This is a genomic window from Haloarcula regularis, from assembly GCF_029338315.1.
GTDB lineage: Archaea > Halobacteriota > Halobacteria > Halobacteriales > Haloarculaceae > Haloarcula > Haloarcula regularis.
The window spans coordinates 1,557,501-1,573,976 of the sequence record NZ_CP119794.1; the positions used below are offsets into that span (position 1 = coordinate 1,557,501).

The window sequence follows — 16,476 nt, forward strand, 5'->3', positions numbered from 1 at the left end:
CGTACCACACCGTCGCGCATGGTCGAGTACGAGGTCCCGGAGGTCGATTACACCCGGTACACGAACCGCCAGCTGGTGGCGATACCGCTGGCGGTGCTGGTGCTGGCGCTGGCGGTCATCGGTGGCTGGTGGGCAGTCACCGGGGCCCCCGTCGCCTTCGGCATCGACTTCACCGGCGGGTCGGAGATCACGGTCGAGACGACGCTGTCACAGGAGGAGATTCGCGCCACCTTCGACGAACCCGTCTCGTCGGTACAGGGCATCGAGCAGGCCGAGAATCGCTACATCGTCACGTTCGAGTCCTCGAACATCGACGACATCCGCGACAGCGCCGAGTCCAGGGACGGGATGACCGTCCTCGGAAGCGGCTCTACCTCGCCGATCTTCGGCGCGGAGAACCAGCGCCTGGCGGTGCTGGGACTGGGCGTGGCCTTCGTCGGGATGAGTCTGCTCGCGTTCGTCTTCTTCCGGACCTTCGTCCCGAGCATCGCCATCGTCATCTCGGCGTTCTCGGACATCGTCATCCCCGTCGCGGTCATGAACCTGCTTGGCATCAAGCTCTCCCTGGGTATCGTCGCCGCCTTGCTGATGCTCATCGGGTATAGCGTCGACTCGGACATCCTGCTGAACAACCACGTGCTGCGCCGGTCGGGCAGCTTCTACGAGTCGACCTACCGCGCGATGCGGACCGGTGTGACCATGACGGTGACCTCCATCGCCGCGATGGCCGTGATGGCTGTCACCGCGACGCTCTTTGGCATCGACCTGATGGCCGACATCGGCCTCGTGCTCGTGCTCGGACTCTCCGCGGACCTGATGAACACCTACATGCTCAACGTCACGCTGCTTCGCTGGTACAAGTACGAGGGGGTGAACCGATGAGCACGCTGCGGGACAACTGGCGCATCGCGCTACTGGTCGTCCTCCTGCTCGCGAGTTCCGTCGCGCTGTTCGTCCCCGGCACGCCGCCGGGTGCCGCGCCCGAGGACGGGGCCGCCGCCGAGGGACAGCTGACCAACCTCCAGTTCGGGATCCAGCTCAGCGGCGGGACCCGGATCCGGGCGCCCGTCGTCGGGATGACCGCGGAGGGCGTCGACGTCGCCTTCGACAACGAGTCCGCCGTGACCGAGGCCGTGGCCGACGAACTCGGCCTGGACCCCATCGACGTCCGCGCCGCGAACGAGACCCGGACCGTCGAGGTGTTCTCGAAGAACGTCACCGAGTCGGAGTTCCGCGCCGCACTGGAAGCCGAGGGGCTCCAGCCGGAGACGATACGCGACGGCGTCACCGACGAGACACGTAGCCAGGTCGTCGACAGCGTCGACCGCCGCATCACGGAGTCGGCGCTCAGCGGCGGGTCGGTCCAGGAGGTGGCGGTGCCGGGCGGACAGACGTTCATCAGCATCACCGCCCCGACCGTGACCGGGGCGAACTCGTCGACATCCTCGAAGAGCGGGGCGTCGTCCGCGTCTACGCCGTCTACCCCGTCGAGAACGGGAGCCACGTCCGCGAGCAGGTCTTAGATCAGGACGAGTTCGCGGGCATCGGGACCGCGCGCCAGAGCGACTCCGGGCCGGGCGTCCCGGTGACCGTCGAGGCCAGCGCCGCCGAGGAGTTCGCGAGCACGATGGCCGCCAGCGGTTTCGACGGCCAGACGGTCTGTAACCCGAACAACTACAACCACAGTAACCCCAGCAGCCTCAACGGAAACGAGCGCTGTATCGTCGCGACGCTGAACGGCGAACCGGTCTTCGTCGCGCCGGTCACGCAGGGGCTGGGGGCATCCTTTGCCAACGGCGAGTTCGTCAACGACCCGACGTTCGTGATGTCGACGGGGTCGATGGAGGAGGCCCGCGAGGTCGAACTCAGCCTGAAGTCCGGTCGCCTGCCCGCGCCGCTGGACTTCGAGAACGACGACAGCCTCTCGCTGGACCCCGCGCTCGCCGAGGGCTTCCAGCAGAACTCGCTGATCACGGGCATCCTCGCGGTCATCGCGGTCAGCATGGTCGTCTACGTCCGTTACGGTCGCATCGAGGTGGCAGCCCCGATGGTCGTCACCGCACTCTCGGAGGTGTTCCTGTTGCTCGGCTTCGTCTCGTTCGTCCAGTACCCGCTGAACCTCTCGCATCTGGCCGGGTTCATCGCCGTCATCGGGACGGGTGGACGACCTCATCATCATCGGTGACGAGATCCTCCAGCAAGGGGAGGTCCGGACCGGCCGCGTCTTCGAGAGCCGGTTCCGCAAGGCGTTCTGGGTCATCGGCGCCGCGGCGGCGACGACCATCATCGCGATGAGCCCGCTCGTGGTCCTCCCGCTGGGTGACCTCTCCGGGTTCGCCATCATCACCATCGTCGGCGTCCTGCTGGGCGTGCTGGTCACCCGACCGGCCTACGGCGACATCCTGCGGAACCTCGTGCTCGACGAGGACTGAGCGGCCGGGTTTTTCCACGGCACGAACTGGCACGGCCAGCGGTGGCGTGCGACCCACTCGTGTCACTCAATGCAAAATATTGATAGAATGATTTATTATCCCTGCCGCCCTACTATCTATTCCCGCTGGAACGCGGGGACACACTGGACGACGCATCTCAAACCATCCGTACAGGAGGAGACGGGATGCGTTGGGGGCAACAACCAAGCGATCCGTAACAGGATTCCGAGGTTAACGCTCTGAAGCAGAACCGCCACAGCCCACAACCGTTCCGGCCGGCCGGAACGGTGTGAAGGCCAAGTACCGGACGTCGGGTGACCGGCGTTCGGGAACCCGGCACGCCGACAAAAGCTGGTGAAAGCCCAGCTAAAGTCCGCGAGGACAACGCCGGTGGAAGCCCGGCTAACGTTGGCAACGCTGCTGGACGGGCCGAACGGGCTGTCGAAAACATCTGCCGTCCAGGTCCAAACCGTGTCCAGGGGGATTCTTCCGTCGCTACCGCCCGTGAGCGGCCGCGGCGTTCCGCTCAGAACTCGCCCAGCGACGCCTGCTCGGCGGCCGCCAGGACGTCGGCACACGTCGACCACGACGTGCGTGCACACGCGGGCAACTCGCCCTCCCGTTCGACGTACTCGGCCAGAAACTCGCGGGTCGCCGGGTCGCTCGGGTACCCCGATCCCACCTCGCCGTACGTCTCGGCCAGCCCGTCGACGTGGGCGTCACGCGCCACTTTCGCCACGATGGAGGCCGCGCCGACCAGCGGGTCCGTCTCGTCGGCCCCGTGCGCGGCGCGAATCTCGACGGTGACGTCGACCCGGTCGGCGACCCGGCGCCCGAACCGCCCGGCATCGGTGTCGCCCGCGTCGACGGTCCCCGCGAGGCCGTCGGTGGCCACGCCGGCGAGCGCCTCGGCGTGGGCCGCGACGGTGAGCGTGTTCATGTCCGTCTCGGGGTCGTCGATGCGCTCGACCGGGACCTCGGCGACGGCGACGGCGTCGGCCCGCTCGCGGATCGTTCGGTCCAGCGTCTCGCGGCGCTCGGGCGCGATTCCCTTCGAGTCGCCCACGTCTTCGGGCAGTGTCGCCGGGTCGGCCCGGACCGCCGCGGCGAACATCGACCCCAGGACCGGGCCCTTGCCGGCCTCGTCGACGCCGAATCGCATGCCCGGTCGGTTCGAGGGCAGGGGGTTAGGCGTTGCGGTCGGTGGCCACAGAGACGCTCCAGACTCCGTTACTCCGGTGCAGCCTCGGTTTCGGCGCCTTCGTCCCCATCTGCACCGCCGCGTCGCTGCGCGAGTTCCCGGTCGATCAGCAGGAGCCCGGGCCCGTCGTCACCGACCAGTCTGAGCTGGTCGAGGATGTCCTGTGCCGTCGCCTCCTCCTCCACCTGCTCGGCGACGAACCACTGGAGCATGTTCTCGGTCGCGTTGTCGTTCTCCTGGCGAGCGAGCGCGACCAGGTCGTCGATCAACCTCGAGATCTCCACCTCGTGTTCGTACGCGTCCTCGAAGGCGGTCACCGGGTCCGACCAGGTCGTCTGTGGAGCGTCGATGGCGTCCAGCGTCACGCGTCCGTCGCGCTCGAGCACGTAGTCGTAGATCCGCATCGCGTGTTCGTGTTCCTCGTCTGCCTGGGCCCGCATCCACGACGCGAATCCGGGGAGCCCCTCGTCTTCGAAGTAAGCGGCCATCGAGAGGTACAGGTACTCGGAGAATATCTCGGCGTTGATCTGTTCGTTCAATGCGTCTTCGATGGGCTCGTTCAGCATAGCTCCAGTAACTACTCGCCAACACAGCATCACTATTGGGGTCGACCCACCGGTGGAGTTTACGTTAGCGATGATTTCTTCGGAGAGCCAGAAAACCCCGGCCGTAGGCCGGACGGCCTGGGCGGAGTTGAAAGGGGCCGCGCTCTCAGTGAACCCCCGCGTTCGCAAGAGCGGCGCTCTTGCACAGCCCATCAGAAATGTCCGATTTCTGAGGACGACCGTTCCTGCCCCACGAAGTCCGGGGTCCTACTCTTTCAGGAACGCCGCTTTCTCGAACGGTTCGTCTTCGCCCTCGACGTCGACGACGTCCAGCGCGGTCACCTCGGCACCGACGCCCAGCAGCCCGGCGAGGCTCGGTTCGGTCCGGCCCTCGTCGCTCGAGACCAGTTCCTTCACGTAGAGGCCGCCGGCCCCGTGGATGCGGATGTCGGCGTGGCGGTCGTCGACCAGTTCCCCCGTCGCGTCGTAGACCTCGCGGGTGCGGGTGAGGTCGGCCCGGCGGTGGGCGACCCGCTGGGGGGTCTCCTGGTGGATGGTCGCGCCGGTCAGCTCGTCGAGGGCGTCCTGCAGGGCCTCGGCCGCGACGGGCGCGTCGAACGCGACGTCCATCCGGTAGGTCTTCGAGGCCTCGAGTTCCTTCACGCGCTCGACCATCTCGTAGGTGGCCAGACGCAGGCCCTCGACCTCGACCTTGCCGTCGGCGAACTCGTTGACGTCGGCCTCGAGCTGGTCGGTGTCCACGTCTCGCACCCGTGGTTCGTCGACCTCGATGACGAACGGGCGGCCCGACTCGAGCATCAGCGCGTCGACGTCCTCGCGGCCGGCGCCGTGGAAGGTCGCGCTCTCGCCGTCCATCGCCTCCTGGACGACGGGCGCGGTCAGTTGTTCGACGCTCTCGTCGTAGCGGTAGCCGCTGCCCCACACCCCTCACAGGGCTCGCCCTGCCACAGCCCGGTGCCGTTACAGTCGTTGCAGGGCCACTTCGTCTGGGGGATGTCCCGCTCGAGTTTCCGGTAGCGGCCGTAGACGAACGCGGAGTTGACCCGGACGTCCACCCCGTCGGTCGCCAGGTCGAGCGTGAACTGGACGTCCGGGCGACCGAACTCCACCTCGGCACCGGTGCGCTGGCCGATGCGCTTGCCCACCTCCCGGTTGAACTCGGTTTTCAATTGCTCGCCGGCGTCCTCGTCCAGGCCGACGTCCTCACGGAGGAGGGCGTCGTTCTCCTCGAGCAGTGGCGGGACGCGCGTTCCCACCTGGTAGGTCGAAAAGTCGTAGCCGCGGGCGGCGGTCGCGGCCTGCTCGGCCCACCACTCGATGCGGTCGGTCTCCATCTCGCAGACCCAGCAGTCGGCGTCGGGCTCGAAGGGCTCGTCGGCTTCGAGCGCCAGCGTCACCCGGAGGGCGTGGCCCCGGTCGGCGTTCGCGAGGCCGAAACTGCGGTCGGCAAAGAGGCGGCCGAGACAGGCGTCACAGAGCGGCCCGGTCTCCAGAGCGGCCCGGGCGTCCTCGAGTACGGTCATTGTCGGTACGACGAGACGGGTCCGTAACTGCGTTTCGACCCGTCCTCACGGTATCTTGACGTAGGCGGCACCCGCTTGCTGTCGCCGGACGACTTCGCTGACGCCGCTCGGGACGAGGTCGACGCCATCCGGGACGGCATCGTAGGAGATGTCGCGTGCGTCGAGGCACGTCCGGCCGAGTGTGACCGTGATACCTGCGTCGACGAGGTCGACGACCCACTCCCGATCGGGTCCGTCCGGCGCGACCATCCAGACGGCGTCCCTGTGCAAGAGCAGGGCAACCTCCTCGAGTCCCAGTTCCTCGTTTGTCTGGAGGACGGTCGTCGAGCGCAGTGCGTGCTGTCGGTCGGCCTCGACGTCGGTGGTGAGATGAACGAGTGCGCCCATACGCACCACTGAACGTGTCAGCAGAAAAACTTCACTCAGGGAGTAGAGTGGTCGCGCAGATCACTGCTCGTCGTGGCCGCCGTCCGTCGGCATCCCGGTCGATTCGCGCTCGAACAAGTCGCCGGGCACGTCGGCCATCGAGACGGAGATGTCGCGCTGCGGGAACGGGATCTCGATGCCCTCGGCCTGGAACCGGTGGTAGATCTCGCTGTTGAGTTTGTGGGTCGCACGCGCCGTCAGCGCCGGATTCGACACCCAGCACAGCAGTTCGAAGTTCAGCGACGAATCGCCGAATTCGCGGAACCGGACGCGGGGTTTCGGGCGTTCGATGACCAACTCCTCGTTCTCGGCGACGTCCATCAAGATCTCCTGGACGTGGTCGATGTCGGTGCCGTAGGCGACGCCGACCGGCACGCGGATGCGCCGCTTGCGCCGCGGCGTCGACTCGTTGACGATGGCGGCGCTGTTCAGCGTCGCGTTTGGGACGGTCACGAGGATGTCGTCGCGGGTCCGGATGACAGTCGAGCGCACCGAGATGTCCTCGACGCGGCCCCGTTCGCCGGTCTCTAAGACGACGAAGTCGCCGACCTTGTACGTGCCGTCGAGATACAGCGACAGCGACCCGAAGAAGTTCGCGAGCGTGTCGCGGGCGGCCAGGCCGACGATGATGCCGACGACGCCGGCCGACGCCAGCAGGGGGGGTGACGTCGACGTCCCACAGCACCAGCAGGAGGAAGACGCCGACGCCGGAGACGAGGGCACTCCAGACGTTCTGGAGGATGGGGACCACCTGGCGGTCGACGTACCGGCTGTCGGGCACGGCCCCGGAGACCTTCCGGCCGGCCCGGATCAACAGGAGCATCCAGACGACGATGACGACAGAGAGCGTCCCGGCCTCGAGGGGGACGGCGACGTCCGGGGACACCTCGTACACCTGCGTGCCGGCGTAGAGCCCGCCGACCGAGAGGGTGAGATAGAGCCCGGTGTGGACCGCCCGGAGGACGATGTCGTCGACCTCGCCGTCGATGCGGTCCGTGACCCGGCGCATGTACCGGTCGCCGAGCACGTTGACCAGCGCGGCGAGGACGAGGCCGGACGCCACGAGGACGGCGAAACCCTGCCAGACCGGCAGGGCCGCCAGGGCCTCCACGAGAGGACTTCCCAGTTGCATATCAATAAATGAACATCACAGTATAAATACTGGCCGCTCCGGCCGGCCAGGGCGGGGGGCGACCGGACCGAGAGCGCTCGCGAAACCGAACCGCCTATGTCCGAGAACCGACTGCACCGTGCATATGAACCCGATGCTGGTCGCCGTCGTACTGGGAATCCTCCAGGGCGTCCTGGAGTGGATCCCCGTCTCCAGCGAGGGTGGCGTCGCGCTGGCGTCGACGGCGCTCACGGGCGTCTCCTCGGCGGCCGCGACACGACTGGCGCTCTTTCTCCACGCCGGGACGGCCGTCTCGGCCATCGTCTACTATCGCACAGAGGTCCGTGAGATTCTGGCCTCCGTCCGCGACCTCTCGCGGCGCCCCTTCGCGTCGGAGACGGCCGACCTCTCGTTCATCATGGTCGCGACGGTCGCGACGGGTGTCACCGGACTCCCGGCGTATCTCCTGCTGGACGCCGCTGTCTCGGACCTCGAGGGCGGCCTGTTCCTGGCGTTCGTCGGCGGCCTGCTGGTCCTGACGGGCCTGCTCCAGCGGTTCGCCGCGGCCCTGTCGCTGGGCGAGCGCGAGATTCCGGACGGCCTCGACGCCGTCTTCGTCGGCGTCCTGCAGGGACTGGCCATCCTCCCGGGCGTCTCGCGGTCGGGGACCACCGTCAGCGCCCTGCTCCTGCGGGGTCACGAGGGCGAGTCCTCGCTCCGGCTCTCGTTCCTGCTGTCGATTCCGGCCGCGCTGGCAGCCAACGCACTCGTGCTGGTCGACGACGGCGTCCCCGCCATCGAACCGGGCGAGGCCGTGGTCGCACTCGGAGTCAGCGCCGTCGTCGGGTACCTGACCGTCGGTGCGCTGGTCCGTCTGGTCCGGACGGTACCGTTCTGGGCTGTCTGTACCGCCTTCGGCGGCCTCGGCGTCGTCGGGCCTCCTCGTCGCACTCTGAGAACACGATGGAAGTTATATATCGTTCGGCGACAACGCTCCAGTAGTTGCGGCCATGAGTGGCGACGAACAGAAGATAGTGGACACGTCCGGCGACTTCCAGTACGTCGTCCGGGACGGGGACCCGGTCGCGGACCCCCAGTGGCAATCCTGCCGGTTCGTCGTCACCAACAAGCGCCTCATCCTGGCCACCAACGGCGGCAAACAACAGATCCCCCACTCGAAGATACGCGTCCCCAGCGACCCCGACGCCGTCGTGCCAGACGGACCGCCGGGCGACACGGCGGTACTCGAGATCGGGAACAACGTCCTGGTCGTCGACGCCAGCTCGGTCGACGACTTCGAGACCGAATACTGCCGCGCGACGGTCCAGGGGCAGGTCATTCTCGCGCGGGACCCCGCCGTCGTCGGCGGCGTCGTGCAGGACGAGGCCGAATGGAGCAAGGCCCGGTTCCGGCTCGAGGACGACGTGGCCCGCCTGCAGTTCCCCGGCGGGGGGTCGACGACCTTCGAGGTGGAGGACGTCGGGACCATCGAGACCGACGAGAGCGTCGTCATGGGCGAGACGCGGGCTGTCATCGAGGTGGAACACACCGACGAGGAGGGCCGCAGCGTCGAGACGCACCTCTCGGGCATGCCCCACCACACGAACGCGCTCGAGACGCTCTTCTCGCGGGTCGTCGAGCGACACGAGGACGACTACGAACTCACCGACCTCGAGAGCCAGGTGCTGATGGGGCTGTACTCCGGCGTCTCGCCGTTCGAGATGGCCGACTTCGTGGGCATCGGCCCCGACGAGGTCGAGGAGATATACCAGAAACTGCTGGACGTCGGCGCCGTCGACAAGGTCAGGACCCGGACCGAGGTGACGCTGAACGCTCAGGGGCGGAACATGGCGAGTGAAGCGATGAGTGGGGAGTAGCGAGGGTCTGAGCGTAGCGAAGACCCTCGACGTGACGCGGTGAACGAAGTGAGCCGCGGAACAGGTATTGAGAGGTCTCGAACCGGAACGGCGATCGGCGGGAGCCGTGAGCAAGAGCGAGGCCCCGAGCGTAGCGAAGACCCTCGACGTGACGCGGTGAGCGGAGTAAACCAGAACCCAGACCAGCAGCAGCGACCACACGAGTCACTACCGGGCGGTCGGACCGACGAGAAGTGGGGACCGGTCAGAGGGCCTCTTCGCCCTCGACCGCGACGCCGTAGTCCGTCTCGACGAGGCTGAGGTCGGCCGGGAGCGACGAGTGGTCGACCGGCGTCAGTTCCAGCATCTGTCCGTCCGCGGTCTCGACCCACTCCTTCTCGGAGTCCTCGTCCCAGTTGATGGGCGTCCACTCGCCGGACTCCAGGCGCCGCCAGAGCTCGAGGGTGCTGTAGTAGCGCCCACTGTCACTCCGATAGATGGTGTCAGCGGAAGTCATACCGGGAGCATGTGCCGCTGAGCTTGTAGGGAACCCGCCTAGCCTTGTTAACCACGGCGAAGCGGTGCGGTGTGGGTCAGGTCTCGTCGTCGGACGAGACGGCCTCGAGCGTCCAGAAGAACCCGTAGTAGGCGACGATGCCGCCCAGCAGCGTGAGGTAGTAGAGCCACTGCGGGGCACCCATGAGCACGTCGAGGACGACGGTGACGACCGTCACCCACGCGATGGCAAAGACCATGTCGACAACCATCCCGGAGCGGTGCTCCTGGATGTGCCGGCCGATGGCTTCGAGGCGGCTCATCGGGTGCCTCCGCAGTGGCGGGTGGCCATCGGCTCAGTCCTCACCGTGCTCGTCGACGACCAGTACCGGCCGGTGGGTCGACCGCAGGACGCGCTCGGTGACGCTCCCGAGCAGCGCGCGCTTGACGCCCGAGCGGCCGTGGCTGCCCATGACGACGACGTCGATGTCGTTGGCGTCGGCGTAGTCGGCGATGACCGAGTGGGGCCGTCCCACACGGACCTCCTCGACCACCTCGAGGCCGTGCTCGGCGGCCGCGTCGGTGACGACGCCGGTGGCGGCGTTGGCTTTCTCTTCCAGTTCCTCCATGTCGCCGAAGTGGCCCTGCCGGATGCGGTCGACCTGTTCGGTCCCGAGACCGAGGTTGACCGCGTCGATGTCGACGACGTACAGCGCGTGGAGCGTGGCGTCGTACTTGCGGGCGAGGTCGATCGCGTGGTCGACCGCGGCTTCCGCGACGTTGCTACCGTCCGTGGGGATGAGGATGTTGTCGTACATTGTCAGTCGTCAGAGGGGGCGCCGCCGCTGCCGCCGGCGTCGCTCACGATGTCTTCCGCGGTCTGTTGCTGGCCCATCGGCTCGGGGCTGTGACACTGGCGGACCAGGCGCTTCGTCTCCAAGTCGGGTTCGGGCGTCAGCATCGAGACGACGATGGTCACCAGGAACACGAGCGGCGTGCCGATCAGCGCCGCACCGATTGGCGGGACGTACTGTGCGTAGATCGGGACGAGCGCGCCGCCCTCACCGGCCGCCGCACCGAGGGCGCCGATGTAGCTGGGCAGCACGCTGTTGACGATGGAACCGATCCAGAGGAGCAGGCCGACCGACATGCCGGCCAGCGCGCCCTGGCGGTTGGTGTTCTCCCACCAGAGACCGAGGAAGAACATCGGGAACAGGACAGTCCCGGCCAGCGAGAACGCGTACGCGACCAGTTCGCCGATGAGCGCCGGCGGGTTGAACGCGGTCACGGTGACCAGTGCACCGATGCCGATGATGGTCGCACGGCCGATGAGGACCTGCTGGCGCTGGGTCGCGTCGGGGTTGACGAGTTCGGAGTAGATGTCGTGGGCGACGGCCGACGAGGCCGTGATGAACAGCCCCGCGGTCGTCGCAATCGCGGCCGCCATCGCACCGGCGGCGACGAGGCCGACGAACCACGACGGCAGGTTGGCGAACTGTGCGGCCAGGACGACGATGACGTCACCCTCCGCGCCGGTCATCGCCTGCTCACCCGTGAAGACGGCCTCTGCCGAGATGTCGTTGACCTGCGCGAACAGGTCGACGCCGAAGGCCGCCATCGCGGGTGCGGCCCAGTACAGCAGCATGATGAAGAAGAGCCCCCAGACGGTCGACCAGCGGGCAGTCCGCTCAGACTCGACCGTGTAGAACCGCACCAGGACGTGCGGGAGGCCGCAGGTGCCGAAGATGAGCGAGAACGCCGTCGCGATCCACAGGTAGTAGGTGTTACCACCGATGAACGGCTCGGAGAACTGACGGGCGAGTTCGCTGAACAGCGCGCCGTACTCGATCTGGGGGAGCACCGTCGAGTAGCCCTGGGTGAAGCCGACGACGTAGACGCCCGCCAGGAACGCGACGATGAGGATGACATACTGGACGGCCATGTTCTTGGTCGCGCCCAGCATCCCCGACAGTGCGAGGTAGCCGACGGTGATAGTCATCATCACGACGATCATCGGAATGATGTCCAGGCCGAAGACGTACTGGCCGACAAGTCCCATGCCGCGGGCCTGCCCGACCGAGTAGACGTACGCGATGAGCAGCGTGGTAAAGGCCGCAAGCGCCCGTGCGGTCGGCGAGTTGAACCGGTCGCCGACGAAGTCGGGCGCGGTGTACTTCCCGAAGCGGCGCATCTGTGCCGCCAGGAAGATGAGCAGGACGAAGTAGCCGGTCGTCCAGCCGACGATGAACGCCAGGCCGTAGAAGCCCGCGAGCGCGACCAGCCCGGCCAGTCCGAGATAGGAGGCGGCCGACATCCAGTTGGCCCCGATGGCCATGCCGTTCTCGATGTTCCCGATGCCACGGCCCGCGACCCACATGCCCTCGGTGTCGGCCACCTTGAACAGGTAGCCGATGACGAGGAACGAAGCCATCATCAGGAAGACGATGATGGCGGGCAGGAGCTTAAACGAGATGTCGAGCGCCTCGGCTTGCAGCGGAACCGTCATTCTGTGACCCCTCCGTCGGCCGCGGCGGTCTCACTGGCGGTCTCGTCGTCGGCATTCGCGCCGGGCCGGCTGTGGTCGATGCCGTACTTCTGGTCGAGCTTGTCCCGCTGGCGGGCGTAGACCGCCGCGAGCACGAGCGCCCCGGTCGGCGCGCCGAAGGCGACAAGGAAGTAGTGCAGCGGGAAGCCCAGCCCGGGAATCGTCGTTGACGTCATGACGCCGGGGGCGATGAGCGTCGCCGTCACCGGGCCGAAGACGATGAGCGCCCAGACGATGAACCCGGTCCAGACCACCCGCAGGTGGTCGCGCATGAACGCGGTGCTGGGCTTCAGGATGTTCACCTCCCTGTCGAGGTAGTCGGTCTGTCGGTGCTGCTGTGCGGCCTGTGTCATGCCACCGTCCGGAGCGAGCGATTCGTCTCCGGACTCAGCGTGCGAGTTATTATCTGTCATGTGTCGGTCGTGTCGTGTGGTTTCGTGTGGTGTCGTGTCTGTGTCGCAATCCGTCGCCGAAGTCGCGGGTCGGGCGTTCAGTCGCCCCGGACCTTCGACTCGATGTCCTCGACGACCTCGGGGTTGCGCAGCGTGCTGGTGTTGCCCAGTTCCTCGCCGTTGGCGATGTCCTCTAACAGCCGGCGCATGATCTTGCCCGAGCGGGTCTTGGGGAGCTCGGGCGTGAAGATGACCTGCTCCGGGCGCGCGATGGGCCCGATGGCGTCCTCGACGCCCTCGATGATGCGCTCGCGCAGGTCCTCGCTCTCGTCGTAGCCGTCCTCGGTGATGACGTAGGCGTAGACCGCCTCGCCCTTGATCTCGTGGTTCCCTCCGACGACGGCCGCTTCGGCGACGCCCTCGACGCCGACGATGGCGCTCTCTATCTCCATCGTCCCGAGGCGGTGGCCCGAGACGTTCAGCACGTCGTCGACGCGGCCCAGCACGGTGATGTAGCCGTCGTCGTCGATCTTCGCGCCGTCCTCGGGGAAGTAGACCCACTCGTCGCGCTCGGGGTTGGAGTACTCGTCCCAGTACTCGTCGATGAACCGCTCGTCGTTCTTATAGAGGGTGCGGAGCATCCCGGGCCACGGCTTGTTGACGACGAGGTAGCCCGCGCGGCCGGCCTCGACGGGGTCGCCGCTGACGTCGACGATGTCGGCGCTGATGCCCGGCAGGGGCGGCCCGGCAGAACCGGGTTTCATGTCACAGATGCCCGGCAGCGTCGTCAGCATCATGCCGCCCGTCTCGGTCTGCCACCAGGTGTCGACCACCGGGCATTCCTCGTTGCCGATGTGCTTGTAGTACCACTTCCAGGCCCGCGGGTTGATGGGCTCGCCGACGGTGCCCAGCAGGCGCAGGCTCGAGAGGTCGTGGGCCTCGGGGAACTCCTTGCCCCACTTCATGAACGCCCGGATGGCGGTGGGTGCGGTGTACAGCTGGGTGACGTCGTAGTCCTCGACGATCTGCCAGAGGCGGTCTTTCTCGGGGTAGTCGGGCGTCCCCTCGTACATCACGGTCGTCGTCCCGAGCGCGAGCGGGCCGTAGACGATGTAGGAGTGGCCGGTGATCCAGCCGATGTCGGCCGAACACCAGTACGTATCGTCGGGCTTGATGTCGAGCACCGACTGGCTGGTCCAGGCCGCATACGAGAGGTAGCCGCCCGTGGTGTGTTTCACGCCCTTGGGCTGGCCCGTCGTCCCCGAGGTGTACATGAGAAAGAGCATGTCCTCGGCGTCGCGGGTGACTGGCTCGACCTCGCTGCCCTCGTACTCGGCGACGAGCTCGTCGTAGTCGTGCTCGCCGTCTTTCATCGGGTGGTCGTAGTCGTCGTCGAGGCGGTCGACGACGACGGTCTCGACGTCGTGGCCGACGTCGTCGAGACCCTCGTCGGCCTTCTCCTTGTGCTCTAAGGGGTCGCCGCGACGGTAGTAGCCGTCACAGGTGACCAGGAACTCCGAGTCGGCCGACTCCATCCGCGTCGCCAGCGCGTCCGCCGAGAAGCCCGCGAAGACCACCGAGTGTGGCGCGCCGATGCGGGCACACGCCAGCATGGCGATGGGCAACTCGGGGATCATCGGCATGTACATCGTGACCACGTCGTCCTCCTCGACGCCCAGGTCCCGCAGCGCGGCCGCGAACTCGTTGACCTCGCGGTGGAGGTCGCTGTAGGTGTATGTGCGCTCCTCGCCGAGCTCGCCGATCCACTCGATTGCGGCCTCGTCGCCGCGGTCGCCGAGATGGCGGTCCAGGCAGTTCGCCGAGGCGTTCAGCTTGCCGTCGACGAACCACTCGTAGAACGGCGCGTCGCTGTCGTCGAGCACCTGGTCCCACTCCTCGTCCCAGTCAAGCAGGTCGGCCGCGCGCTCCCAGGCGTCGGGCCAGTTCTCCTCGAACTCCTCGTAGATCGACTCGTCGGAGACGTTCGCCTGTTCGACGAACGACTCCGGCGGCTCGAAGACTTCCTGTTCTTCGAGTCGCGCCTCGAGTTGGACATCGTCATCTGACATGGTCTATCACTCACAATTAACAGCGACCATATAAACGGGGTGTCTAACTATCTCACCGGGTGACAGTAACGCGAGGCGACGTCACTCCGCGAGCGAGGGGGGCTGGCGGCCCGGCGTCTCGGTGAAAAACTCCGTCAGCAGCGCCTGCTGGGCCTTCCTGAGGTGGTTGTGCAGCGTCGGCGAGGCGACGTCCAGCGAGTCGGCCAGTTCCTCGGCGGTGGTGCCACGGGGCCACTCGAAGTAGCCGCTGTGGTAGGCCGCCCGGAGCACCGTCTCCTGGCGGTCGGTCAGTCGGTCGGCGAAGCGCTCCCGGAAGCCGACGTCCGTCTCGACGGGGCGTTCGGCCTCGCGCTTGGCGGTGAGCGTCGTCTCCGGGTAGGCGTCGACGACGGCGTCGACCACGGGTCGGACGTCGGCCTCGCCCGGCAGGTCCACCAGGATGGCGGCCGATCCGCCCTCGGCCGAGAGATCGCGGATGCGAGCGCCGCTCTCGACGAGCGTCAGCGCCGGCGCCGCGCTGACGACCACCTCGACCAGGGCGCCGTCGCCGTAGTTCTCGATGAGGCGCGAGTCGGTGACCGTCGGGTCGTCGACGGCATACGAGAGCACGTCGGCCGCTGGCGCGCCGTCGACGACGAGGTAGTACAGCAGCGACTGGCCGCTGACAGGGACGACCCCCGAGAGGTCGACCGAGCAGTCGAGTTCGCCCGAGAGGCCGACGGTGAAGGCGGTCGGGTCGTCACAGTCGAACGCCAGTTCGGTGACGACGTCGGCAAGCAGCAACCGCTTGCGCTCGATGGCCGTCACCGCGTGGCCGACCTGTGCCCCCAGCGCGGTCAGCGACTGCCGTTCCGCGTCGTCGACGGGGGCCTCGGTGCCGACGGCGAGAACGCCCGTCGCGGCCGCGTCGCCGACGATGGGGACGAACGTGAGCGAACCGTCGGCCCCCTCGTCGGTCTGGGCCTCCCCGTCGTCCAGTGCCCGCCGGAGGTCCGCACCGTATTCGACCAGCTGGGCCTGGATGCGCTCGGAGCCCAGGCCCGCCCCGCAGCTCTGCGTGAGGCCGTCGCCGGTCCGCTCGGCCGTCCAGGCGAAGCGAAAGCCCTCGGTGTCGGCGATCCGGTCACACACCGTCTGTTCGACCTCCGTGCCCGTCGCCGCACGGCGCACCGCCTCGCCCACGTCGGCCGCGACCCCGACCGTCCGGTGGAGTAGCGCCGAGTCCCCGACGTCGGCGTCGTCGGCCATCGCCGCGACGGTCGCGTCGCGGTCCGGGTCGTCCAACAGCGGTTCGAGGCGGGCCAGCCGGTCCCAGCCCCCGAGCGCACAGACGACCTGCGGGGGGACGCCGTCGTCGAGCAGGCCGGCGGCGAACCGCCAGCGGAGGTCCCGCGAGGAGACGTCGCCGACCTCCGGAACGCGGTCGGCGACCTCGCCGACGAGCATCTGGAGGCGGCGGGCCGACACCGAAAAGAGTGAGTCGGCGGCGGCGCTGTCGGTCGCACTGGCGTACTTGCGCAGGTCGTGTTCCACCCCGGCCGGCAGGTACGCCTCGCGGGTGACGCCGTCCTCGGCCCGGACCGCGAGGAAGAAGTGGTCCCCGTGACTGGCGACGTCCTCGAGACGCACGCGCGTCATCTCGGCCGGTCGCAGGCCGACCTCCGCGCCGAGTCGCAGGACCAGGTCCTCGCGGTGGGTCTCGGCGGCACGCCGGAGGTGCTCGTAGCCGCGCTCGCCGAGGACGTCCCTCGTCGATGTCATGTTGTTTCGGAAGTTCATCAAGATGCGAAATAAATCTACCGCAATCTGTGCCTTCGAAGGCATATTTCGAGTGCAATACGAGATGGATTCGGATCCAGA

At 67.5% G+C, this 16,476-nt stretch carries 15 protein-coding genes and 3 pseudogenes; 6 read left to right on the forward strand and 12 right to left on the reverse strand.

The annotated features are described in order from the left end of the window. Positions 1-18 precede the first annotated feature (18 nt). Both secF and P1N55_RS08500 read left to right on the forward strand, forming a co-directional pair. On the forward strand, positions 19-882 hold the full coding sequence (secF, locus tag P1N55_RS08495; RefSeq protein ID WP_276278481.1) for a protein translocase subunit SecF: 864 nt from the start codon (positions 19-21) through the stop codon (positions 880-882). After that, positions 879-2,432 (forward strand): annotated as a pseudogene (locus P1N55_RS08500) (preprotein translocase subunit SecD). The gene secF and the pseudogene P1N55_RS08500 overlap by 4 nt, the downstream one beginning before the upstream one ends. A 526-nt stretch (positions 2,433-2,958) precedes the next feature. Here the strand turns inward: P1N55_RS08500 and rnhB are convergent. The 5 genes and pseudogenes from rnhB to P1N55_RS08525 form a co-directional block, all read right to left on the reverse strand. Further along, complete coding sequence (rnhB, locus tag P1N55_RS08505) at positions 2,959-3,594, reverse strand: ribonuclease HII (RefSeq protein ID WP_276278482.1); 636 nt, start codon at positions 3,592-3,594, stop codon at positions 2,959-2,961. 68 nt (positions 3,595-3,662) lie between these two features. Then, the gene (locus P1N55_RS08510; protein ID WP_276278483.1) at positions 3,663-4,199 is read right to left on the reverse strand and encodes a ferritin; all 537 of its coding nucleotides are present in this window, start codon (positions 4,197-4,199) and stop codon (positions 3,663-3,665) included. Between the two features lie 246 nt (positions 4,200-4,445). Continuing rightward, positions 4,446-5,722 (reverse strand): annotated as a pseudogene (locus tag P1N55_RS08515) (tRNA pseudouridine(54/55) synthase Pus10). Between the two features lie 45 nt (positions 5,723-5,767). Further along, positions 5,768-6,109, reverse strand: coding sequence for a DsrE family protein (locus tag P1N55_RS08520; protein WP_276278484.1), 342 nt, complete (start codon positions 6,107-6,109; stop codon positions 5,768-5,770). Positions 6,110-6,169: 60 nt separating this feature from the next. After that, complete coding sequence (locus P1N55_RS08525) at positions 6,170-6,871, reverse strand: mechanosensitive ion channel family protein (protein WP_276278485.1); 702 nt, start codon at positions 6,869-6,871, stop codon at positions 6,170-6,172. Positions 6,872-6,888: 17 nt separating this feature from the next. Between P1N55_RS08525 and P1N55_RS08530 the strand changes: the two genes are divergently transcribed. The 4 genes and pseudogenes from P1N55_RS08530 (at position 6,889) to P1N55_RS08545 (ending at position 9,136) form a co-directional block, all read left to right on the forward strand. Beyond that, positions 6,889-7,059: a hypothetical protein gene (locus P1N55_RS08530; RefSeq protein ID WP_276278486.1), complete on the forward strand. Its 171-nt coding sequence runs from the start codon at positions 6,889-6,891 to the stop codon at positions 7,057-7,059. Between the two features lie 35 nt (positions 7,060-7,094). Next, on the forward strand, positions 7,095-7,292 hold the full coding sequence (locus P1N55_RS08535) for a hypothetical protein (RefSeq protein ID WP_276278487.1): 198 nt from the start codon (positions 7,095-7,097) through the stop codon (positions 7,290-7,292). Positions 7,293-7,404: 112 nt separating this feature from the next. After that, positions 7,405-8,215 (forward strand): annotated as a pseudogene (locus P1N55_RS08540) (undecaprenyl-diphosphate phosphatase). Between the two features lie 54 nt (positions 8,216-8,269). Then, positions 8,270-9,136: a CheF family chemotaxis protein gene (locus P1N55_RS08545; RefSeq protein ID WP_276278488.1), complete on the forward strand. Its 867-nt coding sequence runs from the start codon at positions 8,270-8,272 to the stop codon at positions 9,134-9,136. Between the two features lie 244 nt (positions 9,137-9,380). Here the strand turns inward: P1N55_RS08545 and P1N55_RS08550 are convergent, their stop codons facing one another. The 7 genes from P1N55_RS08550 to P1N55_RS08580 form a co-directional block, all read right to left on the reverse strand. Further along, positions 9,381-9,632, reverse strand: a complete 252-nt coding sequence (locus P1N55_RS08550) for a hypothetical protein (RefSeq protein WP_276278489.1) — start codon at positions 9,630-9,632, stop codon at positions 9,381-9,383. A 76-nt stretch (positions 9,633-9,708) separates the two neighbouring features. Next, a complete protein-coding gene (locus P1N55_RS08555; RefSeq protein ID WP_276278490.1) occupies positions 9,709-9,933 on the reverse strand; it encodes a hypothetical protein in 225 nt (74 codons plus the stop codon). A 33-nt stretch (positions 9,934-9,966) separates the two neighbouring features. Next, a complete protein-coding gene (locus P1N55_RS08560) occupies positions 9,967-10,428 on the reverse strand; it encodes a universal stress protein (protein ID WP_276278491.1) in 462 nt (153 codons plus the stop codon). A 2-nt stretch (positions 10,429-10,430) separates the two neighbouring features. Continuing rightward, positions 10,431-12,116 (reverse strand): VC_2705 family sodium/solute symporter, encoded by a 1,686-nt coding sequence (locus tag P1N55_RS08565; protein ID WP_276278492.1) that lies wholly within the window; start codon positions 12,114-12,116, stop codon positions 10,431-10,433. Beyond that, positions 12,113-12,568, reverse strand: a complete 456-nt coding sequence (locus P1N55_RS08570; protein ID WP_346430011.1) for a DUF4212 domain-containing protein — start codon at positions 12,566-12,568, stop codon at positions 12,113-12,115. Before P1N55_RS08570 ends, P1N55_RS08565 begins: the two co-directional genes overlap by 4 nt. A gap of 77 nt (positions 12,569-12,645) precedes the next feature. Then, complete coding sequence (acs, locus tag P1N55_RS08575) at positions 12,646-14,616, reverse strand: acetate--CoA ligase (RefSeq protein ID WP_276278494.1); 1,971 nt, start codon at positions 14,614-14,616, stop codon at positions 12,646-12,648. Positions 14,617-14,697: 81 nt separating this feature from the next. Then, positions 14,698-16,377 (reverse strand): bacterio-opsin activator domain-containing protein, encoded by a 1,680-nt coding sequence (locus P1N55_RS08580; protein ID WP_276278495.1) that lies wholly within the window; start codon positions 16,375-16,377, stop codon positions 14,698-14,700. Positions 16,378-16,476 lie beyond the last annotated feature (99 nt).